The sequence below is a fragment of the Paenibacillus sp. JNU01 genome (genome assembly GCF_059130585.1).
This window is the reverse complement of sequence record NZ_CP169723.1, coordinates 6,838,109-6,864,527: the sequence shown is the minus strand read 5'-3', so window position 1 is coordinate 6,864,527 and position 26,419 is coordinate 6,838,109. Positions and strand designations below refer to the sequence as shown.

The 26,419-nt window shown below is 47.2% G+C and carries 20 protein-coding genes; 10 read left to right on the top strand and 10 right to left on the bottom strand.

The genetic code is table 11. The annotated features are described in order from the left end of the window. Positions 1-11 precede the first annotated feature (11 nt). Both NLBNIHML_RS30290 and NLBNIHML_RS30285 read left to right on the top strand, forming a co-directional pair. On the top strand, positions 12-1,160 hold the full coding sequence (locus tag NLBNIHML_RS30290) for a sensor histidine kinase (RefSeq protein WP_339243042.1): 1,149 nt from the start codon (positions 12-14) through the stop codon (positions 1,158-1,160). After that, complete coding sequence (locus tag NLBNIHML_RS30285; protein ID WP_307537205.1) at positions 1,157-1,756, top strand: response regulator transcription factor; 600 nt, start codon at positions 1,157-1,159, stop codon at positions 1,754-1,756. The genes NLBNIHML_RS30290 and NLBNIHML_RS30285 overlap by 4 nt, the downstream gene beginning before the upstream one ends. Before the next feature lie 197 nt (positions 1,757-1,953). Here the strand turns inward: NLBNIHML_RS30285 and NLBNIHML_RS30280 are convergent, their stop codons facing one another. The 3 genes from NLBNIHML_RS30280 to NLBNIHML_RS30270 all read right to left on the bottom strand — a co-directional run bounded on the left by NLBNIHML_RS30280 (position 1,954) and on the right by NLBNIHML_RS30270 (position 4,662). Next, the gene (locus tag NLBNIHML_RS30280) at positions 1,954-2,865 is read right to left on the bottom strand and encodes a hypothetical protein (protein WP_494353438.1); all 912 of its coding nucleotides are present in this window, start codon (positions 2,863-2,865) and stop codon (positions 1,954-1,956) included. Between the two features lie 78 nt (positions 2,866-2,943). Continuing rightward, positions 2,944-3,687, bottom strand: coding sequence for a polysaccharide deacetylase family protein (locus NLBNIHML_RS30275; protein ID WP_494353437.1), 744 nt, complete (start codon positions 3,685-3,687; stop codon positions 2,944-2,946). 471 nt (positions 3,688-4,158) lie between these two features. After that, positions 4,159-4,662 (bottom strand): ferritin, encoded by a 504-nt coding sequence (locus NLBNIHML_RS30270; RefSeq protein ID WP_339242083.1) that lies wholly within the window; start codon positions 4,660-4,662, stop codon positions 4,159-4,161. Positions 4,663-4,834: 172 nt separating this feature from the next. Between NLBNIHML_RS30270 and NLBNIHML_RS30265 the strand changes: the two genes are divergently transcribed. Then, positions 4,835-6,094 carry an amino acid permease gene (locus NLBNIHML_RS30265; protein ID WP_494353436.1) on the top strand — a complete coding sequence of 420 codons (1,260 nt, stop codon included), beginning with the start codon at positions 4,835-4,837 and terminating at the stop codon, positions 6,092-6,094. Between the two features lie 58 nt (positions 6,095-6,152). Here NLBNIHML_RS30265 and NLBNIHML_RS30260 read toward each other — a convergent pair whose 3' ends face one another. The 4 genes from NLBNIHML_RS30260 to NLBNIHML_RS30245 form a co-directional block, all read right to left on the bottom strand. Beyond that, entirely contained in the window at positions 6,153-6,272 is a 120-nt protein-coding gene (locus NLBNIHML_RS30260) for a hypothetical protein (RefSeq protein WP_017688846.1), read from the bottom strand. Positions 6,273-6,372: 100 nt separating this feature from the next. Then, a complete protein-coding gene (locus NLBNIHML_RS30255) occupies positions 6,373-6,630 on the bottom strand; it encodes a YolD-like family protein (protein WP_339242081.1) in 258 nt (85 codons plus the stop codon). A 153-nt stretch (positions 6,631-6,783) separates the two neighbouring features. Then, positions 6,784-8,475, bottom strand: a complete 1,692-nt coding sequence (locus tag NLBNIHML_RS30250) for a COG1361 family protein (RefSeq protein WP_494353435.1) — start codon at positions 8,473-8,475, stop codon at positions 6,784-6,786. Further along, positions 8,472-15,176 carry a DUF7507 domain-containing protein gene (locus NLBNIHML_RS30245; RefSeq protein WP_494354779.1) on the bottom strand — a complete coding sequence of 2,235 codons (6,705 nt, stop codon included), beginning with the start codon at positions 15,174-15,176 and terminating at the stop codon, positions 8,472-8,474. The genes NLBNIHML_RS30250 and NLBNIHML_RS30245 overlap by 4 nt, the downstream gene beginning before the upstream one ends. Before the next feature lie 244 nt (positions 15,177-15,420). On the opposite strand from NLBNIHML_RS30245, the gene NLBNIHML_RS30240 reads away from it, so the two are divergent. Continuing rightward, the gene (locus tag NLBNIHML_RS30240; RefSeq protein ID WP_494353434.1) at positions 15,421-16,551 is read left to right on the top strand and encodes a GGDEF domain-containing protein; all 1,131 of its coding nucleotides are present in this window, start codon (positions 15,421-15,423) and stop codon (positions 16,549-16,551) included. A gap of 118 nt (positions 16,552-16,669) precedes the next feature. On the opposite strand, the gene NLBNIHML_RS30235 is transcribed toward NLBNIHML_RS30240, so the two are convergent. After that, entirely contained in the window at positions 16,670-17,191 is a 522-nt protein-coding gene (locus NLBNIHML_RS30235; protein WP_339242074.1) for a hypothetical protein, read from the bottom strand. Between the two features lie 71 nt (positions 17,192-17,262). Then, a complete protein-coding gene (locus tag NLBNIHML_RS30230; RefSeq protein ID WP_339242072.1) occupies positions 17,263-18,906 on the bottom strand; it encodes a sensor domain-containing diguanylate cyclase in 1,644 nt (547 codons plus the stop codon). Positions 18,907-19,203: 297 nt separating this feature from the next. Here NLBNIHML_RS30230 and NLBNIHML_RS30225 point away from each other — a divergent pair, with 297 nt between their 5' ends. From NLBNIHML_RS30225 to mnhG, 6 genes are read left to right on the top strand one after another with little or no spacing between them, the layout of a single operon-like run. Then, positions 19,204-22,158, top strand: coding sequence for a Na+/H+ antiporter subunit A (locus tag NLBNIHML_RS30225; RefSeq protein WP_339243040.1), 2,955 nt, complete (start codon positions 19,204-19,206; stop codon positions 22,156-22,158). A gap of 1 nt (position 22,159) precedes the next feature. Then, on the top strand, positions 22,160-22,498 hold the full coding sequence (locus tag NLBNIHML_RS30220; RefSeq protein ID WP_036670645.1) for a Na(+)/H(+) antiporter subunit C: 339 nt from the start codon (positions 22,160-22,162) through the stop codon (positions 22,496-22,498). Continuing rightward, positions 22,491-23,969: a Na+/H+ antiporter subunit D gene (locus tag NLBNIHML_RS30215; protein WP_339242070.1), complete on the top strand. Its 1,479-nt coding sequence runs from the start codon at positions 22,491-22,493 to the stop codon at positions 23,967-23,969. The genes NLBNIHML_RS30220 and NLBNIHML_RS30215 overlap by 8 nt, the downstream gene beginning before the upstream one ends. A gap of 6 nt (positions 23,970-23,975) precedes the next feature. Then, entirely contained in the window at positions 23,976-24,452 is a 477-nt protein-coding gene (locus NLBNIHML_RS30210) for a Na+/H+ antiporter subunit E (RefSeq protein WP_339242068.1), read from the top strand. Then, complete coding sequence (locus NLBNIHML_RS30205) at positions 24,452-24,736, top strand: Na(+)/H(+) antiporter subunit F1 (RefSeq protein WP_017688855.1); 285 nt, start codon at positions 24,452-24,454, stop codon at positions 24,734-24,736. The genes NLBNIHML_RS30210 and NLBNIHML_RS30205 overlap by 1 nt, the downstream gene beginning before the upstream one ends. After that, positions 24,720-25,112 (top strand): monovalent cation/H(+) antiporter subunit G, encoded by a 393-nt coding sequence (gene mnhG, locus NLBNIHML_RS30200; RefSeq protein ID WP_076249568.1) that lies wholly within the window; start codon positions 24,720-24,722, stop codon positions 25,110-25,112. The genes NLBNIHML_RS30205 and mnhG overlap by 17 nt, the downstream gene beginning before the upstream one ends. A 134-nt stretch (positions 25,113-25,246) precedes the next feature. Here mnhG and NLBNIHML_RS30195 read toward each other — a convergent pair whose 3' ends face one another. After that, complete coding sequence (locus NLBNIHML_RS30195) at positions 25,247-26,419, bottom strand: rhamnogalacturonan acetylesterase (protein ID WP_494353433.1); 1,173 nt, start codon at positions 26,417-26,419, stop codon at positions 25,247-25,249.

Here is a 26,419-nt window from a genome sequence, read left to right as displayed (position 1 = left end):
AGGAGAATCATATTCAGAAGTGGATGCAGATTTTTTATAAAAATACAGGGTTAAATCCTTATGTATGGCTTGTCTTTTTCATCCTGCCCTTCTATTACATTTCACAATATTCCAAATTATGGACGATGGTAACCGGCATTGTAATCATTCTCGTTTTCTTCGTATGTTATCTGCTCGCCTTCATCACCAAGGGCTGGCAGGTATACATGTGGATTGGATTGCTCATTGCCATATCCATTACGATGACAATCGCCTATGATTATGCCTACTTTTCATTGTTTCTTGCTTTTTTTATTGGGAATATTAAAAATAAAGCTGGTTTCTTCACGCTCTATTCGGTGAACCTGGGAGCCAGTTTCCTAACCATTAACTATGGTTTTATCAATCAGAGTTCATTGCTCGTGAGTCAGTTCCCGTTTGTATTCATCAGTTTAATGGCCTCCATCCTGCTTCCAATCAGTACGTATAATAAAAATAAGACTGAACAATTGGAAGGCCAATTGGAGAATGCGAACAAGCGACTTGACGATCTCGTGAAAATGGAAGAACGTCAGCGTATCGCTCGTGACCTGCACGATACCCTTGGACAGAAGCTCTCTCTGATCGGTCTAAAAACCGATCTGGCGAAGCGGCTGCTCCGTAATAATCCCGATCAGGCCGAGATTGAATTGAACGACCTCAGGCAAACTGCAAGTACAGCTTTGAAGGAAGTCCGGGAAATGGTCACCACCATGCGTGGTACACAATTGGTCGATGAACTGTTCCGGGCGGAGCAGATTCTGAAGGCCGCTTCAATTGAATTTATACTGGATGGCAATCCGAAGCTACAAGACACGTCTCAATTGAATGAAAATGTGCTTGGCATGTGCTTGAAAGAAGCGGTCACCAACGTGGTCAAACATAGTCAGGCAACAGCATGTACCATCGTCATTGAGGAAACACCCGCCAATAATGTACTCACAGTACAAGACAACGGCGTCGGAATAGAACGATCACACAGACAAGAGCGGCGCGGAACAGGAATTTTGGGCATGAAAGAACGACTTGAATTTGTAAATGGCTGTTTGGATATTCGATCTGATGCAGACATTCAGGGTACAGAGATAATTATTCATGTTCCCAAACTCGTCCGCAAACCGATAAAGGAGGCAGAATCATGATTAGAATTGTAATCGCGGAAGATCAGCGCATGATGCTCGGTGCCTTGTCTTCCCTTCTCAATCTGGAGGAAGATATGGAAGTCGTCGGACGTGCCAGCAACGGCCAGGAAGCCCTTACCCTTGTACAGGAGCTTGCACCAGACATCTGTCTGATGGATATAGAAATGCCCGTGAAAAGCGGCCTCGAAGCCGCAGAAGAACTCAAAGGAATGAGCTGTAAGGTCATTATCCTAACCACTTTTGCCCGGACCGGATATTTCGAACGCGCCTTAAAGGGTGGTGTCCGTGGTTACCTGCTTAAGGACAGTCCAATTGAAGAACTTGCTGAGGCGATCCGCCAAGTTATGAATGGCAGACGTATCTTCGCTCCCGACTTGGTAGACGAAGCTTATGTAGAAGAAAATCCTCTGACAGAGCGCGAAAATGCCGTACTAGGCCTCATGGCCGATGGCAAAAACACCAAGGAAATCGCCGGGCATCTATTCATCACAACGGGGACGGTGCGTAACTATATTTCCATTATTCTCAACAAGTTAAATGCCAGTAACCGCATTGAGGCCATCACTCGCTCTAAGGAAAAAGGGTGGTTCAAATGAAAGTACCGCTTTAACCCATTGAAACAAAAATAAGTATGTACCCCGACTGCATAAGCCGCAATAATTTTTCACACGTTGCCATAACATGCTACAACTAAAAGAGCTTGGCCCAGAAACCAATCTGGACCAAGCTCTTTTAGTTTATTACAACCATCCAATACGCGTCTCTTCTACAACTCAGAATATCCATTAAATCCTCAAGATTTCACAGATACAGTCATGCCAAGAGCTTCCAGTGGTACTTGATCAGTCTTAAGCTGATGAATTTTATGACCGTCCTGCCATGAGACCGTTACATGAACAGACTTTCCACCACTTGGATATTCAACCTTGATATACCCTTTATCTTTGGGTACAGGCAATGTATGTGATTCCAGGTACTCCACCATTTTCTTCGCTATGCCGGGGTTATTCATTTCATCTTCGGAGACGGAACGAATTTGCAGCGTCCATCTGCCTTCTTGCCAAGTCAGATATTGACTGCCTGCGGCACCTTCAGCCATGCCTTTGATGCCATGTCCCAGATCCACAGCCATATCTGCTGGAATATCTTTCAGGTCTGTCTCTGGGAAAATACTTTCCTGCTCAGGGTCCTTATACGTTTTCACTTCATAGGAAGCCAGTAAAGGTACCTTACTGCCGGAAGCCGTTAAAGATGGATCATTAACGGCAACGGATTGCGTGGACGCGTAGAAGTTCACTTTGAATGCATCAGCCGTATTGGACGGTATTGCCGCACCCAAATATGCGCCTTTATCCAAGGGGAACGAAGTGGGTAACGCTGCATTCTCTTCCATCTTCAACTGGTTGCGAACTTGCTTGATCACATCATTCACACCGGATTGACCTGTGGCAGTATGGTTTCCGCCCGACTGCGCTCCTGATGGTTCTACACTATTCACTGTACCCGTGTTCTCTTTGGTTCCTGTTTCATTTTCATTAGAGAAATCAGCACCACCGCTGCCGGTCTCGGTTTGCTCACCTACTGTTGTCGTTGGTGAAGTACTACTCTCTGATGTTGTATTCGAATCCGGTCCGCCACATCCTGCCAGTGCAAGTAAAACGGCTGTCGTTACCGGAATGGTCATCCATAATGATTGTTTCTTCATGATGTGTACCTCCTTCGTTTTAACCAATCTGTTATCAGGCTCTATCTATCGTCCGATCGAATCGGAAAATTGAAAATATTAACGTTTGTCGTTCCAGAAGTTAACCGGCTGCACCTTCTTGCTTAATACTTCAAAACGATACCCTTCTGCCTTTAATGTTTTTAATACTTGCGGTAATACTTTCAGCGTTGCTTCCTGGTCGTGCATCAGCACAACCGGCGTTGTTCCACTCTTTTGTACGGTGTGGATCTGCTTCATTACACTGTTATAGACTCTCTGGTGATCTTGCTTGTACTTCCAGTCTTCCGAATCCACATTCCAATCCCATAGATGGAATCCACCCTGACCCAGCAGCACGTTACGGAATGCCGGTTTGAGATATGGTTTACTACCATATGGCGTCCGAACGAGACTTGTTTTAACTCCAGCAACCTTGTTCAGACTTACATTGGCCTGTTGCATCTCTTTCAAACCGCTATATGCGGATTTATAGAATTTGCTTGGAACATGACTCACACCATGCAGACCCAATCCATGCCCGTCAGCTACAATTCGTTTGGTAGCCTTCTGAAATTTCTCCATCTGAGGACCCAGCATGAAAAACGTAGCCTTCGCATTATACTGATCCAGAATATCCAGTAACTGACCCGTATGAGCGGTTGGCCCATCATCAAAAGTCAGATATATGATTTTGGCATTTGCTTTGCTTGCACGATCCTTCGATGAAGCGGATTGGGCAGATACCGACTGCGGCAATAAAAGTGGAATGATTAGTAAAATAGCAAGTGTGACCATGATAGATTTGCGAATATGTAACATCATTAAAAAATCTCCCTTGTGTGTTATATTTCCCCGGGTGTCCATGTTGTTCTACCTTCATCCCTTGGCGATAATCTTAATACTATCAAAGGAATAGACTCCTGTTCTCGCTTCAAAGGCTACGGTAGAGTTACACTTTTGTCAGATAAACCTAAAATTTAATACGAATTTGATAGATTTGAGCAAAATAAAGATCCCGTCAGGATAGATCAATTGTGACATATCCTTTATTACCCACATTCAAGATTTTGATAGACTTTTGCTCCAATTCAAGCAAATCAATACAAAAATAAAATAACTATACATGCAAAAAAAGCCTGCACAAGTGCAAGCTTCTTTCGTCTTCTTCAGCATATGGCATCAACCGGTCATCCTTTGCATGGAGACCTAACTCCTAATGCTTTGAGGGTGATTTCCTTACGCCGTATGTAAAAGTCTTTTGTTCTTGGAATCTTCTCGACTCCCTACGTGCATTTATTCAGCGGGAGCAGTGAATGAACGTTTGCCAAATTCGGCATCCAGCATATAGAAGGCATTGCTGTCTTTTTCAATGCGGCGCAGCTTCTGAATAATGTTGTCGAACAAGGCTTCCTCTTCCACTTGCTCATCAATGAACCATTTCAGGAAATACATTGTCGCATGTTCACGTTCGTTCAAGGCGATGTCAGCCAGATTGTAGAATTTTTTCGTGTTCTGCTGTTCATGAGCATAACCATGCTCAAAGACATCCAGCATCGAAGCATATTCATTCTTCGGTTCTGGCAAAGCGGCTAATGTAGCACGGTGTCCACGATCATTCAGGAATTTGTATATTTTCATACCATGGAATCGCTCCTCTTCGGCTTGCACGATGAAGAAGTTCGCAAATCCATCCAGACTCTTGCTGGAACAATAGGCTGCCATAGCCAGATATACATGAGCGGAATAAAACTCGAAATTCATCTGTTCATTTAAAGATGCTGTTAACTCTTGGCTCATTATCCAAACACCTCTTTCTTTCTCTAGGGATGGTTATATTCTAACATAACGCCAGCAGGACTTACACCGATTTTCTACAAAATTCGCCAATGACTGAATGGTTGTCCTCCTATATAATTACATAGTCATTATCAGAATAATTCCAATCTGGAAGGTAGGCTAATACAAGAACATGAACACCTCTTCACAGCTCAAAAAAACAATCGGCATGCCGCAAGCCGTTGCGCTCTATGTAAGTGCAGTACTCGGTTCAGGTGTCCTGATTGTACCCGGACTGGCTGCTGAACTGGCCGGTCCAGCTTCGCTATTGGCTTGGGGCGGCATGGTCCTGCTAATTCTGCCACTCGCTTTATCCATGGGACTACTATCTGCCCGATATCCCGATGCAGGTGGTGTATCCCATTTTGTCACCCTTGCTTTCGGACAACGTGCCGGAACAATCATTGGCTGGTTCTTTTTGATGTCGGTACCCATAGGAGCTCCTGTCGCAGCTCTGACGGGTGCAGGATATATGACGGCAGCGTTGGGGCTAGGTGAACATATCAGAATTGCTATTGCCGCCATAATGTTGGCGATTGGATTGATCATTAATATCGTTGGTATGCAAGTTGCTGGTAAAGTACAGATTGGTGTCGTCATCGCTATTGTTGCTGTGCTGGTGATGGCCTTTCTACTGGCTCTTCCCAACATGGACTCCATCCATTACACCCCATTCATGCCGCATGGCTGGGTCAGCATTGGTCAAGCCGGAGCGATTCTGTTCTGGTGTTTTATTGGCTGGGAAGCGGTATCCCATCTTTCCGAAGAATTCACCGATCCTCGAAAAGCAGCCATTACAGGTGTGACTATCGCTGCGATTATTGTAGGTGTACTCTACTTCCTGACAGCCCTGGCTACCGTAGGCACGCAAAGTTATCTGCATGGCGGGGCCGATGTGTCCCTCGTATGGATCATTAGTCAACCCCTTGGTATCTGGGGTGCCTGGATCGCTGGACTGACTGGCATATTTATCTGTACAGCAACCGTCATTGCCTATGCCGGGGCAGCTTCAAGAGTTGGTTATGCACTCGCGAGACAAGGTGCTGCACCGCGTTGGATGGCTCATCTGTCCAAGCGATTCCACACACCCGTAGCAGCAATTGGATTCCTCGGGATCTGCTTCATTCTGGTGCTAAGTGTCTATGCCAGCGGCATCGTATCACTTACAACACTGATTCAGCTTCCCAATGCAACCTTTATCCTCACATATCTTGGGGGCTGTGCAGCAGGAATCCGATTATTGAAAGGAAGTCGCACCGGCGTGACCATCAGCTGGATTTCCTTTGTAGCCACAGCGATCGTATTCCCTTTTACCGGATGGGCGGTACTGTACCCGGTTCTTATTGTAATTCTCTATGGCTTGTTCAGCCGCAAACAACCATCCAATATCTGAACGAAAAAAAAGCTCTGCCGTGATGGCAGAGCTTCTTTCATTCTTTAGAAATATGCAATTATACCAAGAACGCTTTGGAGATGATAACCAACAGGATGAACAGAACCAGAATGGCACCTACAGAAGTGAAACCTCCGTATCCGTAGCCTCTTGTTTCTCCACCTAATACTTCGCTCATTGACCGTACCTCCTCTGCAACAGGTATGGGTTATCTTATGCAGGAAGTACGACTTTGACAGGGCGGATGCCCTAATTATTCAGATTGCTGTTTTTTTCGTTCAGTATCTGGGAGACTGCACCCGCATGATATCCATGAAAGGCACCTTCGCCGTGAACTCTTCTTCGGTATACTCTACATGCACGAGTCTTGTACGCGAGTCCATTTTGACAATGACGCCTTGCACCTGGTCTTCTTTGCCCCATACGGTCAATAGTACTTCCGAACGTTCACGAAAGGCTTCAACCAGTTGATTTCCCAACTCTTCAAGTTCAAACTCATCCCGTGTAGGTCTTTTTGCTACTTTTGCTTTTGCCAATGTGGCTGCCTCCTCTACTCCGACGTCCCGATTCCACGGGTTGATTGCCGAGTTCATATTCAATTAGTATACCATTCATTTACGTTCGTGTAATGTCATGGCATCCAAGAATCAGCAAAATCCTCAGGCATTTTAACTTTAACCACATTCTCCTTATTCTTCTCCATACTCCACAATGATACTGTACTCATTCGATCGGGATTCGCCTGCCTTTTTTTGTCCATTCCATTCATACGTATACCTAGCGATCAAGGCTCCTTGCAGCGTACCCGTCTTGTCGGATGCCAGCTGCACTACATAGGAGTTGTTCTTCTCCTCTCCAGGCTTAATCTCACCCACATGGAGAACTCTAGGCGTGGAGTATTCCGGAATGTCCCACTGGATCTGACCCTCAGCTTGCCCAAGCCATTTGGAGCCCTCAGGCAAAATGCCTCCCAACTGCACGCGTGCCGGCACATTACCCGTATTCATCACACGTACCTCAAAAGTCACTGTATCTCCCTGCTCGACCAACGTGGGTTTTACTTGAACATAAGCCTGAATGAACGGTGCTTTTAATTCAATCACAGCTTCATTGGATGTAATCATCCGCTGCACTGATCGTGAATCCGGCAAGCGAAAGGTATATATCAGGCTGGCATGATTCACATACTTATAGTCATCAGGTATCGATTCACCTCGTTCTGCAAGTTTCGCTTCGAACTGAATATTCAGATTAGACCGGGCAGTCAATGTCCCCAGATTGAGACCTTTAGCCAGATTAGTTCCGGGACGTTTAACTCCATTCCAGCCCAGACTTCCTTCGACAAATGTCATACCTGTTGGCAATATATCCATGAGGGTTCCATCTACCGCGTAGCTGCTTGCGTTGGAGACGGTAATATTATATTGCACGGTATCACCCCATGTGGCCGTTACCGGGAGCACCGTTTTCACCACAGAAATCCGGGGCTGTATCACTTCCAAAGTAACCTGATTGGAGTAAACCGTCTCGCGCTGCCCTGCGGAGATGTAAGTCAGTACAGCCACACTTGATATTCCGTTCGCATCGCTTCCCCCCACAACCTGAACCCGATATTGTATCCTAACGGAGCTTCCGGGCAAAATCTCTCCAAGTTCTACACCCGTATCAGGCGTTACTTGTGGCGCAAACATCTCATCTACTATGACACTGGCAGGTATAAAAACAATACCTTGCGGCAAAGCGATCGTTACCTGCGCACCCGTCGCTGCAACAAAACCCGGATTGCTTACGATGACGGTGTACATGATAATATCCCCTGAGAAGGTTTGGTCCCGCTCGGCTTGCAGGCTGACTTCAAGCCTGGACGAGACCATATTCACCTCCACCGTGTTGGATCTCTCCACACCTCTGACTGTTCTGCCTTCAGATGCCACAAATGCATAGTTAACCTCAGCTTGATTGAGCAGCTTTAAGCCAGCCGGTATCCGCAAAATCACGACTTGAAAATGATATCTCAGCGTTGCTCCCGGTGCGATCTCTGCTGCAGGCAGCCCGTTCTCTGGTGATGCCCCCGGTAGTGGAATTGCATCTCGTAATACACTATTAGGAAGAAGGGATGTTTCAGCAGACAATGAATCCACAACATGAACTGTAGCCGTACAATTGCCTGTGTTAACAATCTCGATCATATAAGTCAGGGACTGGCCCAGTGTAGCGATAGCTACATTGCATTGCTTTTTCACTTCCAACCTAGGCCCGACCCATGGAGTAGTAACTGTATTGGAATAAGCCACCTGTTCCAGTTCAGTCGTACCCGAGCTGAATCGAACCAGCGACTGATTCTGAAGCCAGTGGGACAACGGACCTGAGTTAGGACTCATATCACAACGACCTCTACTCGGAATGTAACAGTAACGGAAGCACCGGCAGCAATGGAACCAAGTGTAATTCCTGTATTCGGATTTCCGGTAGGTCTCGCTACACCATCCACGGTCACACTCCCCGTCACAAATACCGTTCCTGCCGGTACAGGGTCAACCATGACAACATTATTCACCACTTCAATGCCGCTATTGGTTACAACAACCGTATATGTGATTACATCGCCAACAACTGCATCAATGGCACTTGTGCTTTTGGCAACAACAACATTTGGTGCAGATACAGGGATCACCAGCACGTTGGAAGATACAGTTCCCGTCAACACACGGCCATCCGGAGGACTAAAGGTATAGCTGGCAGTGGCTTGATTGATCAACTGCTGATTCTGAGGCAATGAATCTACCGTAATTTCAAGTGTAACCGTTACGTTCACTGATCCACCTGGGGGTATCGTACCAACCACAATTCCTGATTCCGGGTCAGCTCCTGGCCGTGGAACACCATCAATCAGAACACTGTTAGGGAGCAGTACAGCTCCAGCAGGTATGTTGTCCGTCAAGGTCAAGTTGGCTGCAAGATTCCCACTATTGTTGATGGTGAAAGAATAGATGATGGTGTCACCAATCGTTGCATTTGAGGTACTCGCTGTTTTGCTTAAAGACACTATCGGCTGATAAATAGGTGTTACAACTGTATTCGAATACGTAGCTCCAGAGAAAACACCGGATGTGAAACTTACAGAAGATTGGCTACTCACTTGTGGTGGTGTTGGAAGTGAATTGACCCGAACCGCGTATGAAACGGCTATAGTTGCGCCCGGTGCTAGTGTCCCCAGAGCAATTCCAAGTGCAGGGTTGGCCAAGGCGCGTGGGACACCATCCACCAGAACACTGCCTGTCACAAATGTGGTAGCCGGGCTAATCGGATCTGTGATCACAATGTTGTTAACCGGGTCAATCCCGTTATTGCTTACAACCATCTCGTATACAATCGTATCGCCTACCACAGCGTCAATGACCGCAGTGGTTTTCACAACACTGACATTTGGAGCAGATACTTGAATGTTGAGTGCGTTGGACGTAATTGTGCCTCCAAGTGTCCTTCCATCAGGTAATGTATACGCAAATGTCGCAGATGCCTGATTGGTGATGGATTGACTCAAAGGTAATGTCACAATCACAACAGAGAATATAATCGTGGTTGTTGTGGCAACAACCCCCAGGGGAATACCTGAAGCCGGATCAGCACCTGGTGCTGAAGCTCCATTAATAATGACACTATTCGGTACAAGTTCGGTTCCAGCCGGAATGGTATCCGTTAACGTGACGGATGCTCCGTAGTTTCCGGTATTGGTAATGGTAATGCTATAAACCACCGTATCCCCGACAGTTGCTACAGCTTGATCTCCTGTTTTGACAGCAGCCAAAATAGGTTGGTACACCGGCGTTGTAATGGTATTGGAGAATGTGGTGGCAGAGAATGCACCGGATGTAAAACTCACCGTTGACTGGTTGTTCAAAACGGCACTTGCCGGAAGTGATGTCACCTGCACGCTGAATACAACCGTCACCGTCACGCCCGGTGCAATGGAGCCCAGCGTTATTCCGGTTGAAGGGTTCGCACCCGGGCGTAGAACACCGTCAACAGATACACTTCCTGCAGTAAGAAGGGTGCTTGCTGGCACGGCATCTGTAAAAATCACATTGCTTACACTTGCAATTCCGTTATTGGTTACAGCGATGCTGTAAGTGACGGTATCACCGACGGAAACAGCTGTGGATGTGGTGGATTTGACCACTTCCACATCCGGCGCGGAAACGGAGATGGTAAGCACATTGGATAACACGTTGCCTGTAATGTTCCGTCCGTCCGGCAGTGTAAAGGATAACGCAACCGAAGCCTGATTCACGAGTTGCTGTGGAGTTGGCAGTGTATCAATAACTACGGAAAACGTAATTGTAGTTGTAGCTCCGGCAGCTACAGTTCCTACGGGAATACCCGCTGCCGGATTTGCAGCAGGTAGAGGTTGACCGTTCACAATGACACTATTCGGAACAAGAATGGTACCGGCCGGAAGGTTATCCGACAGATTGATCTGGGCACCGTAGTTCCCCTGATTACTCACGGTAATCGTATAGCTGACGGTATCACCGACGGTAGCATTCTGAGTACTTGCTGTCTTCTGTGCCGAAAGAATTGGCTGGAAAACCGGAGTAACCACTGTATTCGAAAATGTCGTACTTGAGAAAGCTCCAGAAGTAAAACTGACCGTCGAACGATTACTCAACTGTCCTCCTGGCGGAATCTCGTTGACCCTGACACTGAACGTCACTGTCGCGGATGTCCCAGGTCCCAGTGTAGCAAGTGATATCCCACCTGCCGGATCAGCATTAGGTAGGACTCCCCCATTCACGGTAACACTGCCTGTGTTGAATGTCGCCCCAGCCGGAATTGGATCTGAAAACTGGATATTGCTTACCGGAGCTATCCCGCTATTCGTAACCAGGATGGAATAGCTAACAGTATCGCCCACGGCAGCAGCAGTCGATGTAGTACTTTTGACCACAGCGACATTAGGCGATGATACTGGGAAAGTCAATGTATTGGAAGTGGCTGTACCCGTCAACGTTCTCCCGTCAGGGGGTGTAAATGTAAAGGATGACGTTGCAAAATTGCTGAGCTGCTGAGGCGATGGAAGTGAATTCACGACTACGGCAAACGTAACCACAGCTGTTGCTCCCGCTGCAACAATACCAACCGGGATACCTGCTCCAGGTGTTGCTCCCGGCTGTGGCACTCCAGAAACCACCACACTGTTGGGAACAATAGTTGTCGCTGCCGGAATGGTATCCGTCAGCGTTACATTGGCTTGCAAATTACCTGTATTGCTCACCGTCACAGTATATACTACCGTATCACCTACAGTTGCATTGACTGTATTCGCTGTTTTGACAAGGGAAATCTGTGGCTGTATGACCGGAGTCTGTGTGGTATTGGACGATGATGAACCCGAAAATGAACCGGATGTGAAACTGACCGTCGACTGATTGTTAATCTGTGAAGGGATCGGCATAGTTATCCTCACCTCAAAAGTTACGGTTACTTCAGCCCCTGGGGCCAATGTACCGATTGGAATGCCGGCGGTCGGATTGGAGAGCGGGAATGAAGTCCCGTTCACAATGACACTTCCGGGTATAAATGGGGTGTTCGAAGGTAGAGGGTTTGTGTATACCACGTTGTTCACTGCCACCGTTCCGTTGTTACGAATGACTGAAGTATACCTGATGACATCTCCAGATACGGCGTAATCCACATTGTCACTGTTTACAATGCTTACATTCGGCAGGGATACAGGAATGGTGATTGTGTTTGATGATGCAAAACCTGAAATATTCCTCCCGCTAGGAAGAGCATAGCTATAGGATGCGAGGGCTTGATTGATTAGCTGCCTTGCATCTGGCAGACTTGTGACTGTTGCAAGGAAAGTGACTGTCGCGCTTGCCCCCGATGCCAGTACTCCAAGACTGATGCCGGAGTTCGGACTGATGCCGGGTGCTGGAGAACCATTAATGATGACACTGTTCGTATTGAATATTGCTCCGGCAGGAACCGGATCTGTTAAAGTAACCGTTGCGGCAATATTGCCAGAATTCGTAATCTGGAGGGTGTAATTAAAGGTGTCTCCTACAGTCAGGCTCGTTGTGCTAGCCGATTTCAAGACTTGAACAACAGGTTGAAATACTGGAGTATTTACGGTCACAGATGAGGAAACACCATTAAAACTGCCGGACGTAAAAGCTGTACTTGCCCGGTTGCTGACCGAACCCGAGGCAGGAACAGAGGTCACTCTTGTCTGATAGGTCACAGTTACGTTACTGGAGCTGTTCAACGTTCCCAAAGCAATGCCCGAAACCGGGTTTGCATTTCTTGCAGCCGCCCCATTAATCGTGACACTACCAGATACAAATTCAGAACCGGTAGAAGGCATATCTGATAGAATCAGGTTCTGAACTGCCCCACTGCCGGAATTCGTGGTTACAACTGTATAGGTAAGTACATCTCCTACAGTGGCATCTGTTGTATTGACTGTTTTGGCAATGGATATGTTGGGTGCGGAAGCGGGAATACGAACGATATTGGAAAGTGCGCTTCCTGCCAGATTACGCCCACTCGGGAGCTGATAGGTGTAATTTCCCGTTCCCTGATTCTCCAATGTTGGCGGTGTCGGGAGTGTCGTAAGTGACGTACGAAACACCACTGTGGCGCTCCCTCCAGGCAGAAGACTCCCCAGCGTGATCCCGGTTAAAGGACTGACCCCTGGACGCGCGGAACCATTCACGGTTACCGAATCAGGAATGAACGTGAGCCCTGATGGAATCGTATCAGTCACGCTTACTTGTGCTGCAATGTTCCCGCTATTGGACACGAGCAGTGTAAACACAAGCTGATCACCCAACGTCGCATTGGTCTCATTCGCCGATTTATTGATCGTAATCACAGGCTGGTATACAGGTGTTGTGATGGAATTGGAGTTAGAGATTCCAGTGAACGCGCCTGAACTATATGATACGACCGCCCGATTGACGAACGAACCCGCAGTAGGCAAAGACTGCACATTGACCTGAAATGTGACAGTTGCCGAGCTTCCTGCTGTTAAGGTACCCAGCGCTATACCACTGGCCGGATTGGCTGCCGTTACGTTAACCCCCCTGACTACAACACTTCCGGGGACAAAAGTCAGACCTGTCGGAAGACTATCGGTTAGGACGGCGTTATTTATCGTTTGGATCCCGCCATTTGTCGTAACCACAGAATAGGTAAACGTCTCTCCAACAGCAACGTCTGTAACCGTTGCATTCTTCACAACGGATACGTTCGGTAAGGTTACCGGAATCGTCAGTGTGTTTGATGCTAGCGAACCCGTTATGGTTCGCCCGTCAGGGGAAAGGAACGAATAGGAAGCCGTAGCCTGATCCACCAACGTAGGCGGTGTAGGAAGATTCGTGACCGACACTTGAAAGGTTATCGTGGTTAAGCTTCCCGCTGCAAGACTGCCCAAATTAACACCAGTAACCGGATTGGCACCTGCGATGACAGTTCCGTTCACGCGGAAACTGCCCGGAACATAGGTACTGCCACTTGGAATATTATCGGTAATCGTCACGTTGGCGCCTACGTTTCCCCCATTCGTTACCTGTAGCGTGTACGTCACCTGATCTCCAACCGTAGCGTTCGTTGTGCTTGCTGATTTCACAATGGACAGGTTCGGTGAATACACAGGTAAAGTAGAATTATTTGACGGAATGACTCCTGTGATAACTGCACCGCCTGCAACGCTTTGAAAAGTAAAAGCTGCATTTGCCGAATTTACCAATTGCAAGATGCTTGCGTCCTGAGCGATTAGTGCACGATAGGTTATAACGACACTACTGGACAGATTTAACGAACCCAGAGGAATACCAGCTGTTACATCAAGTGTTGGACGGGGTATCCCGGCAACCGTGACGCTACCTGGAATGAAGGTAAGCCCTGCAGGCAGTGAATCGGATAACACAACACTGGCCGCACTGGCTGTGCCTGCATTGCTGACGGTAACGGTATAAAGAACACTATCTCCCGCTACTGCTCCGGAGGCAGTCGATGCCTTGGCCACCGTAATTTTGGGTGCGTTGATATCAACTTGTATTGCATTGGCGTTCACAATGTACGCATCGCCTGAAGTCGTTAGCGTAAGCACTGCCGAGGATTGATTGTTAATCAGTCTGGCAGACACATCCACATTGGTGATATCCCAGCCTTGACGACCACCGACAATGTTGGAACCCGGAGCACCATTCGTCTGATTTCGAGTTCCGAAAGTGCCCGTTGTGTTAAGTGCTCCCGTGTCACCGTTGATTTGGGATGCAAAAAAATTCGCAGCCAGATTGTTCGGCCCGGATAAGGCCACTGAAGTCGCAGAGGTCGGCCCGAATAAGGCCTGATCACCTGTTCGATTCGCATCACCTTCCTGGGCACTAAACAGCGCCCTTCCCCCGAGCACACCGGAGAGAGGGGTTGCGAATCCTGTCAGTGTTGTTACTACTGGTGGTGAAGTGGATTGCACAAGTACGCCGCCTGCACGCAAAGACATGTTGCGAAAAGGGAGATTAGGATTCTGATAAATAACGCCAAGCGTCCATCCGGCATGATTGGCTGTAGCATCATTCGTAATCACAATCGTTCCCACGACTGCTCCGGTGATATATGTACCTGCTCCCCCATTTTGCACAAGTGTCGTCACGTTGGCTGAACGTACATAACCCGCGGCATTGTTACCCAGGTCAAACTGGTTGTAAGTCACCGGGTCAGGTGTAACACTGAATGAACCTGCGGGGGTGATGAACGTTACCGGATTGTTGATCGCTGAGCTCAGATTGACCGTTCCGTTGATATAACTTCCGCCCCAGATTAATTCTGCATACAGGACGGTACTACCCGCAGGAAGAACAAGGATGGCAGCGGAACTGTTACTCTGGTACGAGCTTGTGGTTCCCAGTGGATATGTGCCGTACTGGACGCTGGTGTTGGTTGTGGTAAAAGCTCCAATACTGTCCTGTGTTCCGGGTACCCCTGCTGTTTCCGAACGACTCAGTCCAAGCGTATTACCTGTAAACGTAATCGCTCCCGTAGCGTTGACGGTAGAACGAACGACAAGAGGAATGGATTTCACCTCCCCTTCAGCAAAATAACAATCCTGTGATTCGGAGCCTTTTAACAGTCTATGATGCTCTCACCGAAATTTGTATGTCCCTTTTTCGGAAAGTTTCTGCCTTTCTATGTGATATAATGTAAGCTTAGTTCTCATGCTTAGAATATAATGATTTGCGTTTTGTCCATTGTGATTTATAATCATCATATACGAGAGTCATTCTGTCGTACCATTATGATGCAGTCAGCGGTGATATATGAAAAGGTTCCATACATACAATAGCAGCCACATTCCAACCGAATACGAGTTCAAGCATTCCAAATGGATTCAGAAAATGCTTTATGCCTACTGGGTTGTCATCATTGCACATTTTGCCATTCAGGTTGGCTGTTTCCTGTTTCTGGAGTATGATCGCACACCTCGAGATTTCTTGATGAATGTCCTGTTCTGGCCTACGGCCATCAGCAGTTCTTGCATTTTGTTCGCAAGCTGGGTTGATCGACGCTTCAGTTCCTATTCCTTCTATACCATGTCTATCGCCAGCACCGTTATTGCCTGGACGATTATTCATGTCAATTATGATATTCGGATTATATTAGCCATCTGCCTGTTGCCCATCTTCGCTTCGGTGCTGTTCTTCAATAAAAAAAGAGTCTGGATTGTCTTTCTGATGCAGATGACTGGTTACCTTCTGGTGTTGTTCGATCCGGCCTACCGGTTGTACCTGTCTTCATTTGATATGGTATCCATTCCTGCTTTTCTAATCTTAGGTACATATGTAGCACAGGTTATCGTGACTAGCGGCGTTGAGGTTTTGGACGATCTTCAGGCCAGTATGCTTGCCAAGCAGGACCTTATTGTGCGAAATGCCATTATGACCAAACAGTCCAAAACAGATGGTTTAACCAACCTTTATAATCAAAGCTCATTCAAGGATTATTACGAAAAGGCATTCGAGTATGCCAACAGCGGCATGAGTCTGCATCTGGCTTTGATTGATATTGATGACTTCAAATCCATTAATGATACTTATGGTCATCGGGTTGGAGACATCATTCTGGAGAAGGTGTCCCTGATCATTCAGGAAACCATTACCTCCAGTGATATTGCCGCACGGTACGGGGGCGAAGAGTTCGCCTTATTGATGTTTGAGCAATCTTTCAAGCAGGCCTATGCCTTGGTGGAACAGATTCGTCAGAAGATTGCCCTGATGGGCCATCTGGAACTTGAAGGAGCTCCCATCACGGTAAGTATCGGTCTCAAAAGCTACAGTCCTAATCTAAGCAAAGACAAATTGTTTGAAGAAGTGGATGCCTGTTTGTATGCCGCCAAACGAACAGGTAAAAATAAAACCGTAACATCACTTGAACTGACTTCGCATTCGTAGAGAAAATATAAATAAAAAAAAAGTTGTGCTGTACTCCGGAATCCCGGTTTGTACAACACAACTTTTTTTGGGTTTGCATAACATCAGCAGGCTGATCCTCTTCATACGTTTAATGTGCTCATTCCGCCCATTCCCAGCGGTGACGATTTTGCTCCAGCCTGGGATGAAGATCACCGGATGACCCATCAATGATGAGACGCAGCTCTTTGATCCAATCCTTGAAAGAGTCAAACGAAGCAAACATATTTGCCATCTCAGTTGTCATATACAAAAAATGAGGAGCGGGATATTCCGCAGTGATATGTCGCAGTGCACTATCCACAGGCGTATATTTCTTTCTCTTGCCCTCAAGCCCCTCCACACGTATACGTGAATTGGGATGCTCCCGCCGCCAATCATGCAGACGGTCTTCTCTTTTGTAATATGCCTGGATTGTATCCTTGCTCATTCGCTTAAATGTACTCTCGTGTAAAGGATACAGCACGAGCTGTAAGAATGAACGAGTATCCATCGTTGCAACGGCACGTTCGAGTTGCTCATCAGTCACACGTTCAAACGAGTCATAAAAAGTCAGTGTCCCTTTATGGCTGGCCGCAGGTGGCTCATAACCGTAAGGTACCGATGTATATTTACCAGACATTTCACCCCTCCTTGTCTATATGATGATCCGCAGTAAGGTGATTGGGATAACCCAGCTCCTGTTATTATACGCTATTGATTCTGCTTCAACTCGGAATAAAATGTCATTCTGTTCTTGCCTGCACGTTTGGACTCATACAATGCTTCATCCGCCATTCGGATAATCTCAGATGGGTTGTTGCTGTTGGTTGGATATTCAGCCCCTCCGATGCTACATCCAATTCGAATTCGCTCGTATTCAATAATAAACGGCTTGTTCAGACTTTGAATGATGGCTTCTGCATAAGCGCAGGCTTCTTCCCTCGGATGACTTCCGACCGACTGAAGTACAATGAGGAATTCATCTCCGCCCAATCGAACCGTTATGCCCTTCTCCTGACCAAGAGAGGACAGACGTTGGGCCACTTTTTGTAAAAGAACATCTCCAACCTGATGTCCAAGTGTATCGTTGACTCGTTTGAATCCATCCAGATCCAGATAGAGAAAAGTCAGCGTGTGATTTTCACTTTCGGTCTCCAGAGACTCCTCCAGATACACTTCAAGGGCAGTACGATTCGGCAGACTTGTTAACTGATCAAAATGTGCCAGATTCTGCATTACAACCAGCTCTGAGTCTTTATTCATCAGAGAGGTCAGCATATCGCGAAGCGAGCGGGACAACACTTCAATCTCCTTAATCCCCTTATTTTCAGGAATCTCAATCTCTTCACCTGCCCGGAGTCGATTGGCCACTCTAGTGAGACGTACAAGCGGGGCAGAGATCAGACGTGAGACAAACCAGCCAATCAGTGCAAACAGCGCAGTAACCGCAAGACCAGCCCACACATTAAACCGCATCAGGTCAAAAACAGATGCAAACGCTGTCGACTTGACTTGACGAATAACCACAGTCCAGCCTAATCCGGGATAATCCAGATGACCCTGGCTGTAGGCAAACCCTGTTACATATTCCTTACCATCAGGCCACTCTTCAATGGACCAACTGCTTTGGTTGCGCTGGGCCTCTTCGACGCCAGGCAATGCCAAAGGTTTACCAATCCATTCCTTTGGCCCCAGCAACACTGTATGTTCCTTTTTGCTTACGATAAAGAACTCAATGTCCTTTTCTTCTCTTTTCAATGGGGAAAGCACGGATTCTTCGACTTCCTTCGCCCATGCCCAGCTTAAATGTGCAGCGAGCACACCCCTAATATGTCCTTTGTTATCCTTCAGTGGAAAACTGATATCGACAAATTGCAACGGCTCTCCCGTTGGATTTGGTAACAGCTTGGCAAGAAGTACTGCGTTATGCACATCTCCAATGAATTTACCCTTGATCCCCTCCTGATACACAGGTCGCTCTGATAAATTTTCTCCAAGCAATATACCATCTGTCGCGGCTAGCACTTTTCCCTTCGGGTTCATGAATCCAACCCATGAGAATGAGGGAAAGCTATCTTGTAGCTGATCCAGCAACATCTGAATCTCATCAGGCTGAAACCCATCTTCTAGCGAAGCCATTTTGCCCAGAAGATCCAGTTCACCGGCGCGCGCGGACATAAACCGATCCAGTTTGTCCGAAGCTTGTGAGGCCGTACCTGTAAGTGAATGACCAATCTCGGTCTCCACAGCAACGAATGATTTTTTGCTAAAAACAGATCCAATCGTCAAGGTAACCAGCAGGGATAACACAGCGAAGATGACAGTAAGCACAGTTCTAATCTTGAATGACATCATTTCCTCCATTACACGGTGAAACCATCTTGCTTTTCAACATTAGTATGCTGCAAAGGGTACACGGGATGTCACCTAATCGTTTTCATATTTATCGGAACTTGTGTGTTTTTTTATTATACAAGCCCATACAATAATTACGGAAATCTTCACCGTGTTTCTTCCATTCAAAGAATAGACACGATTCTGTATATACATACTTGGGTTATGAATATAGAGAGCAAGCATATCCCTTTGAGGATTATGCGCCTGTATGTCACAGAGAGAGTAGTCGAAATACTAAACATTGGGGGTGTAATGTTGAGCCTGCTTCATGTTGCTGTTATTCTGCCTTTTGCCGCTGGCATTCTCCTTGCCATGCTGCATCGTTTCTTCCGTAAAATTCATTTGGGATGGCCGGTCCTCATCGTCCCGGCACTATTATTTGTATACTTTGCGAGTCTCATACCCGCTGTGTCACAGCGCGATACTGTATCCGGAAATATTCCATGGATTCCTTCACTGGACATTGGATTTAACCTCTATCTGGACGGTCTGAGCCTCATGCTGACACTGCTAATCACCGGAATCGGTGTCCTCGTTGTTCTCTACTCCATCTTCTACATGGATATGAAAGAGGCGCTAAACCGCTTCTACCTTTATCTGTTGATGTTCATGGGAGCCATGTTGGGCGTGGTGCTGTCTGATAATATGATCGTGCTCTACGGGTTCTGGGAATTGACCAGTATTACGTCTTTCCTGTTGATTGCATTTCATTACAAACGCAAAGCTTCCACTTCAGGAGCACAAAAATCTTTCCTGATTACGGTATTTGGCGGTTTCGCCATGCTTACCGGATTCATGATGATGTATCTCATTACCGGAACGTTCAGTATTCGTGCAACCATTGCAGGATTGGGTCAGTTTCAGGAAAGCGCACTATTCCTGCCCGCACTTGTCTTGATCTTAATTGGTGCTTTCACCAAGTCAGCCCAATTCCCGTTCCATATCTGGTTGCCGGATGCCATGGAAGCTCCGACACCTGTCAGCGCCTATCTGCATTCCGCCACGATGGTCAAGGCCGGACTGTATGTTGTGGCCCGGTTTACACCGATCTTCGGTGGACAGGGGCTCTGGTTCTGGCTTGTTACCGGCGTTGGTCTCCTGACTTTGTGTTATGGATCATTCCTGGCGGTGAAAAAAAACGATCTCAAAGCGATTCTCGCCTATTCAACCATCTCTCAACTTGGTCTGATCATGTCCCTCTTAGGGGTGGGATCTGCTGCTCTCTTCTTCGGATATGGCGAATCCTCTGCGATGTACACCGTGGCAATAACCGCTGCGCTGCTTCACCTGTTTAATCACGCGACCTTCAAGGCCGCTCTGTTCATGGTCGTAGGCATTGTTGATCATGAAACGGGTACACGTGACATCCGAAAGCTCGGTGGACTTGCTTCATTCATGCCAATTACATTCACCGTAGCATTGATCGGATCACTTGCTATGGCGGGTATACCGCCATTCAACGGATTCCTGAGCAAGGAGTTATTCTTCCAGGCGATGGTCGAAGTCACGCATCTGCGAATCTTTGGACTTGGTTCCTGGAGTATTCTATTGCCGGTATTGGCTTGGCTTGCAAGTGTGTTTACCCTGATCTATGCGCTGATTATCGTGTTCAAAACATTCCTCGGTCGTAGCCAAAGCGAGATCCCTGCCGAGAAGCTGCACGAAGCGCCCGTTGGTATGCTCATTCCGCCCGTTGTTCTAGGTGTTCTTGTCGTTGTATTCGGACTCTTCCCGAATCTGCTGGCCGGATCACTGATTGAACCGGCCATGGCAGCCGTACTTCCATCCCTCTTAGATGGAACTGAACGCTTCGATGTACATTTTTCCCTGTGGCATGGATGGACTCCGGAACTGATTATGACGATCGGAGTTGTGATTCTCGGAATCACTCTCTACAAGCTGTTGCCACGATGGAGGAATATTTATGAGCATTATCCGCAAGGATTAACCATTAACAATATGTACCATGTTGTACTGGATAATCTTCAGCATTATGCACGCAAATGGACGGAAGCCTATATGAATGGCTCGGTTCGTAATTATTTGGTTTACATTTTCTCATTCACGGTTGCCTTGTTGGTTTATGCCTTCTTCCGTTCAGGTGAAAATATTACCTGGAATCTGCAGGGCAATGCACCTTTCTCATTTTATGAGGTCGTTCTGCTGGTCACACTCATCGGTGCGGCGGTTTCGATTCCTTTTGCCAAAAACAGACTGTCGGCAGTCATTATGACCGGTGCGGTTGGTTACATCGTAACCCTGCTGTTTGTGCTCTTTCGGGCGCCGGATCTGGCCTTGACACAGATGATTGTCGAGACGGTATCCGTTGCATTGTTCCTGCTCTGCTTCTACCATCTGCCTGAATTGAAACGTGGCAAATCAAGCCGTAGTTATCTCACGGTAAATATGATCGTAGCGATTGCAGTCGGCGTTGTGATGACCTTTGTTGCTCTAGCTGCAAGCGGAACAGCATCACTGGACAGCATTTCTACCTTCTTCCTGCAAGAAGCGTATGACTCTGCTGGTGGTAAAAATGTCGTGAACGTGTTATTGGTTGATTTCCGTGGATTCGATACGTTACTGGAGATTATGGTGCTCGGCGTTGCTTCATTATCCATCTACTCCATGATTAATCTGAACCTCGAAGCCAAAGATCTCGGAGCCCGCTTGAAGTTCCGTAAGAAGGACGAAAGTCAGGAGTCTGAACCTGCTCTGGATGATGAAGCGGATAATACGAAAAAGTATGGTAACCGTGAACGGAGCTCATCCTCGTGGGATACTGTACCTTTGCAGAGTAATGATGTATTGCTGCAAACGACCACCAAGGTCGTTGTGTTCATCATTCTGACGTTTGCCATGCACCTGTTCTTCGCAGGACATCACAATCCGGGTGGAGGTTTTATCGGTGGCTTGGTTACAGCGGCAGCGCTCGTATTGATTGCCCTGGCATTCAGTACCGATACGATACGCAAAGCGTTACCCGTTGACTTCCGTGTTCTAACAGGAATCGGATTGGGTATCGCGTTACTGACAGGTGCAGGTTCATTTATATTCGGAGTTCCGTTCCTAAGCCAAACCTTCGGTTATTTCGAACTCCCTTTGCTAGGAGAGACAGAACTCGCCACGGCCATGCTGTTTGATCTTGGCGTGTATCTCGCTGTCCTGGGTGTCACCATGACCATCATTCTACAGATCGGGGAGGATCGCTGATATGGAAATATTGATGTGTGTAGCCGTTGGCATTCTGTTTGCGGTTGCTGTCTTTTTAATCTTGTCGCGGAGCCTACTCCGTATCGTACTTGGCATGTCCATACTAACCCATGGTGTACATCTGCTCTTGATCACCATGTCACGTCTCAAAACCGGGGCACCACCCCTGCTTGGGGAGATGGCCGAGCGCTATGTCGACCCTCTTCCTCAGGCGTTAATACTAACTTCTATTGTAATTAATTTTGGACTCACTGCGTTCTTCTTTGTTCTTTCTTATCGTTCTTATCTGAAATTAAAAACAGACGATATGGAAGAAGTAAGGGGGCGCCCATATGAATAATCTCGTCGTTCTGCCGATTCTGTTGCCTTTAATCACAGGTGTTCTGGCTTTGCTCTTTTTCCGAAAAACAAATATCCAGCGGATCATTAGTGTCATCGGGCTTTTGTTTACAGCAGCGGTCTCAACGATACTTATTACTCGTGTAACTCAAACTGGAGTGCTCACGCTTAATATGGGCGGATGGGCACCTCCCTATGGTATTGTGCTAGTTGCTGATATGGTGTCTGCGTTGCTTGTGGTTGCTGCTTCCATCATTGCGCTGGCTTGTCTGCTGTATGCATTCCGCAGTGTAAACAAGGAGAGAGAAGAACATCACTTCTATCCGTTCTTTCATTTTCTGATCGCGGGAGTTAACGGTTCATTCCTAACCGGAGATTTGTTCAATTTGTTTGTTTGCTTTGAGCTGATGCTGATCTCTTCCTATGCACTGATTGTATTGGGTAGTACGGAAAGACAGCTTCGTGAAACGATCAAATATGTCTTGATTAACATCGTTTCGTCAGCCCTGTTTGTCGCTTCCATTGGCTTCCTTTACTCCATTACTGGCACACTGAACATGGCAGACTTGTCCGTAAAAATTGCTGAAGTGGGACAGAGCGGTGTCATTACCTTAATTGCTGTTCTCTTCCTGATTGTATTCAGCATCAAGGCCGGACTGTTCCTGTTCTTCTGGCTGTCGGGCTCTTATGCGGCACCACCTGCTGTCGTCACTGCATTGTTCGCAGGATTGCTTACCAAGGTTGGCTTGTACGCCATTGTGCGAACATTCACACTGATCTTCTATCATGATCCTGATTTCTTCCATGCCCTGATCGGATGGATGGCTGGTGCTACGATGGTTCTTGGTGTTATCGGTGCAATCTCGTACCGCGATGTGAACAAAATTCTCATCTACAACGTGGTTGCAGGTGTAGGTTTTGTCGCTTTTGGTATGGCTTCAGCCAGTCGTCCAGCGCTGGAAGGTCTGCTCTTCTACATGCTTCATGACATGTTAATCAAAACATTGCTCTTCCTGCTCGGGGGTGCCTTGATCGCAGTTGCCGGAACATCCAAACTGGACAACATGGGCGGGTTGATCCATCGCTATCCGCTGCTCGGCTGGATGTTCTTCATTAGCGCACTTGCCTTGGCGGGCTTGCCTCCATTCAGTGGTTTTCCGGGGAAGTTGCTTCTCTTCGAAGGTGGCTTGCAGGCAGGCTTGTATGGTCTGACCGGCATTGCGGTGCTCTCCAGCTTGTTAATGTTATATTCGGTACTGCGCATCTTCATACAAGCATTCTGGGGCGAACCGCCTGCCGGTGTTGCAAGACGGCCTTACGCGGTGAACGGCCTGCTGATTCCTGCCGGAATTCTGTTTGTATTCATCATCGTAATGGGTGTGGGGGCTGAAGGCATGTTCCAATTGACCTCCCGCGCAGGCGATATTCTACTGCATCCCAATATTTATATTGATGCCGTATTGAAGGAGTAGATGTCCATGGCCTTTCAGATTGTACTTAATCTTATCATTGCCTTTGTATGGATGTTTTTGAACAACGCCTGGAATGGTGTTGGTTTTCTCATAGGTTACCTGCTCGGACTACTTCTCATCGGGGGGATGCGGAGATTCTTCCCCCAGCGCTTCTATATTGTTCGAGTCTGGGCCATCTGCAAACTGATTACATTACTGTTCAAGGAACTGGTGCGAGCCAGCATTGAGGTTATACGCCAGATTATCAAGCCCAAGCTCGACATAAGGCCCGGTATTTTTACGTATAAAACTCAATTGTCCTCGGATTGGGAGGTCACCCTGCTCTGCCTACTTATTTCATTAACACCGGGTTCTCTGCCACTTGAGATCTCGGGTAACCAACGCAAACTGTTTATCCACGCGCTAGATATCAAGGATGAACAGAAAATGAGAGATAATATTCAAAACACATTCGAAAAAGCAATTATGGAGGTGACGCGTTAATGTTATCCTCACTGTTGTTCATCTCATTGCTCATTCTCTCCTTAGCCATACTAGGGTGCTTGTATAGGGTGCTTCGGGGACCATCCATGGCTGATCGGATCACAGCATTGGACACCATCGGTATCAATGTAATTGCCATCGTCGCCGTTCTTTCGATGATGCTGCAAACTCAGGCATATCTGGATATCATCTTACTGATTGGTATTCTGGCTTTTCTAAGTACAGTGGCATTTGCACGTTATATTGAACGGGGGGCGGTATTCAAAAATGATGGAGATCGTTAAGGTAACCGCTGAAACAGCCATAGGTTTACTCGTACTGCTTGGTGCATTGCTTAGCGCCCTCAGTGCGTTCGGACTTATTCGTCTGCCCGATGTATATCTACGAGCCCATGCCGCAACCAAAAGTATGACGCTTGGCGTGTTCTGTGTACTAAGCGCTACGTTTTTCTACTTCTGGTACTTCGATAACTATATCAGTGCCCGTTTGTTGTTAGGTATCCTGTTTGTATTCATCACGGCTCCGGTCGCCGGACATCTGAACGGACGGGCCGCCTATCGCACAGATGTACCACTGTGGGAGCAGAGTGTACAAGATGAACTGGAACCCTTGTTAAAAGGTAAAAAGGTGAACCATGAAGCCAAAGACATGATGGAGTGATCCTCCATCTCAGAAATAGCGAATACCCCCAAGGATCAGCCGCCCTTTTCGCGGGCTGTTCACGGGGGTATTTTTTAATTTATCATACGCAATTCATATCATATCCGGATCATGCAGGCAGATAATATTCATCATTAGAATCCACTCAATCCCTGTCTTTTCAGATCCGCAGCCACAATGCGTGCAAGCTGTGCAGCACCTTGACGATTCGGATGCAGACTATCCCCCGTCATATACAGAGCGAGTGTTGCCGCCGGACCAATGGACGTGAAATAAGCAGAACTCAACTTATTCAGTTCAACCAGTGTGACCCCCTCTTCCTGAGCCAGTGCACGAGTCGATTGATTATACCAGCGGTTCTCCGCTTGATGTACATTGGCTGTATTAAAGTCTGTTGCCCGGCCTTGTGGCGTGGAGAGGATAACCGTTGCTCCTTTGTTCTTCGCCTGACGCACCATATCCCGCATAATCTCTTTAAACTGCGCCTCCGTTGTATTGTTCTTGGCATTGGTATCGTTAATCCCGAATTGCAAAATAAAATAATCTCCCGGCTTGATATACTTCAGAATCGCCTCCATCTGACCATCGTCGCGGAATCCTCTCGCAAACTGACCACTTGATGCCATATTACGAACCTGGAACGTAGCGTTGTTCACATAAGACGGTAACAGCTGCCCCCACCCTCCTTGTACACTGCTGCCAAGCGGATAGTAATTACAAACTGTTGAGTCACCACCGATGTAAATCGTGCGGTTGGTTACGGTCTGATTGGATATCTTCCGAATCTCGAGTGCGCTGAGTGTAAATGCAGTACCTGCTTTTCCTTCCGTAATGAGCAGATTGAGTTGCCCATCAGTTATCGGAATTTGAAATTGATCCGTCGCCCCGTTGCCCGTCATGTTGATGATCTGGTACACCCCTTCTGCCGCCACACTTGCTCTGGCTGTATTGCCCAGAACCACTTTGACCTCATATAGGCCATTGGACAAGTTCACATTGAAGGTGTTGTTGCTCTTCGTGCCAAACGTCAGAAACTGTACGGCGTCACTCATTACTCCGCTTCCAGAAGCAGACACATTTCGCATATTGGCTGGTGTATTGAACCCATACCCTTTGGTAGCCGTGTAGGCATCTCCTGCGGACACGCCTGTGTAACCGCTCTCAACCGGACTCGAACCAAAATCAAATCTGTAATTGTCCGTTGCTGCCTTGGCAACTTGCCCTCCACTGCTTCCCAGACCGATGCTCAACGTACTTGCAAACAGAATAAAACAGAGCAGAAACTTTACCAATGTTGACCATTTCAT

Bases quoted from the DNA above. Each gene is read 5' to 3' on its own strand.
- NLBNIHML_RS30270 (WP_339242083.1), bottom strand. From the start codon at position 4,662: ATGAGCCAAGAGTTAACAGCATCTTTAAATGAACAGATGAATTTCGAG.
- NLBNIHML_RS30265 (WP_494353436.1), top strand. From the start codon at position 4,835: ATGAACACCTCTTCACAGCTCAAAAAAACAATCGGCATGCCGCAAGCC.
- NLBNIHML_RS30205 (WP_017688855.1), top strand. From the start codon at position 24,452: ATGTTATCCTCACTGTTGTTCATCTCATTGCTCATTCTCTCCTTAGCC.
- NLBNIHML_RS30260 (WP_017688846.1), bottom strand. From the start codon at position 6,272: ATGAGCGAAGTATTAGGTGGAGAAACAAGAGGCTACGGATACGGAGGT.
- NLBNIHML_RS30215 (WP_339242070.1), top strand. From the start codon at position 22,491: ATGAATAATCTCGTCGTTCTGCCGATTCTGTTGCCTTTAATCACAGGT.
- mnhG (WP_076249568.1), top strand. From the start codon at position 24,720: ATGATGGAGATCGTTAAGGTAACCGCTGAAACAGCCATAGGTTTACTC.
- NLBNIHML_RS30195 (WP_494353433.1), bottom strand. From the start codon at position 26,419: ATGAAATGGTCAACATTGGTAAAGTTTCTGCTCTGTTTTATTCTGTTT.
- NLBNIHML_RS30235 (WP_339242074.1), bottom strand. From the start codon at position 17,191: ATGTCTGGTAAATATACATCGGTACCTTACGGTTATGAGCCACCTGCG.
- NLBNIHML_RS30285 (WP_307537205.1), top strand. From the start codon at position 1,157: ATGATTAGAATTGTAATCGCGGAAGATCAGCGCATGATGCTCGGTGCC.
- NLBNIHML_RS30240 (WP_494353434.1), top strand. From the start codon at position 15,421: ATGAAAAGGTTCCATACATACAATAGCAGCCACATTCCAACCGAATAC.
- NLBNIHML_RS30220 (WP_036670645.1), top strand. From the start codon at position 22,160: ATGGAAATATTGATGTGTGTAGCCGTTGGCATTCTGTTTGCGGTTGCT.
- NLBNIHML_RS30275 (WP_494353437.1), bottom strand. From the start codon at position 3,687: ATGATGTTACATATTCGCAAATCTATCATGGTCACACTTGCTATTTTA.
- NLBNIHML_RS30250 (WP_494353435.1), bottom strand. From the start codon at position 8,475: ATGAGTCCTAACTCAGGTCCGTTGTCCCACTGGCTTCAGAATCAGTCG.
- NLBNIHML_RS30210 (WP_339242068.1), top strand. From the start codon at position 23,976: ATGGCCTTTCAGATTGTACTTAATCTTATCATTGCCTTTGTATGGATG.
- NLBNIHML_RS30230 (WP_339242072.1), bottom strand. From the start codon at position 18,906: ATGATGTCATTCAAGATTAGAACTGTGCTTACTGTCATCTTCGCTGTG.
- NLBNIHML_RS30280 (WP_494353438.1), bottom strand. From the start codon at position 2,865: ATGAAGAAACAATCATTATGGATGACCATTCCGGTAACGACAGCCGTT.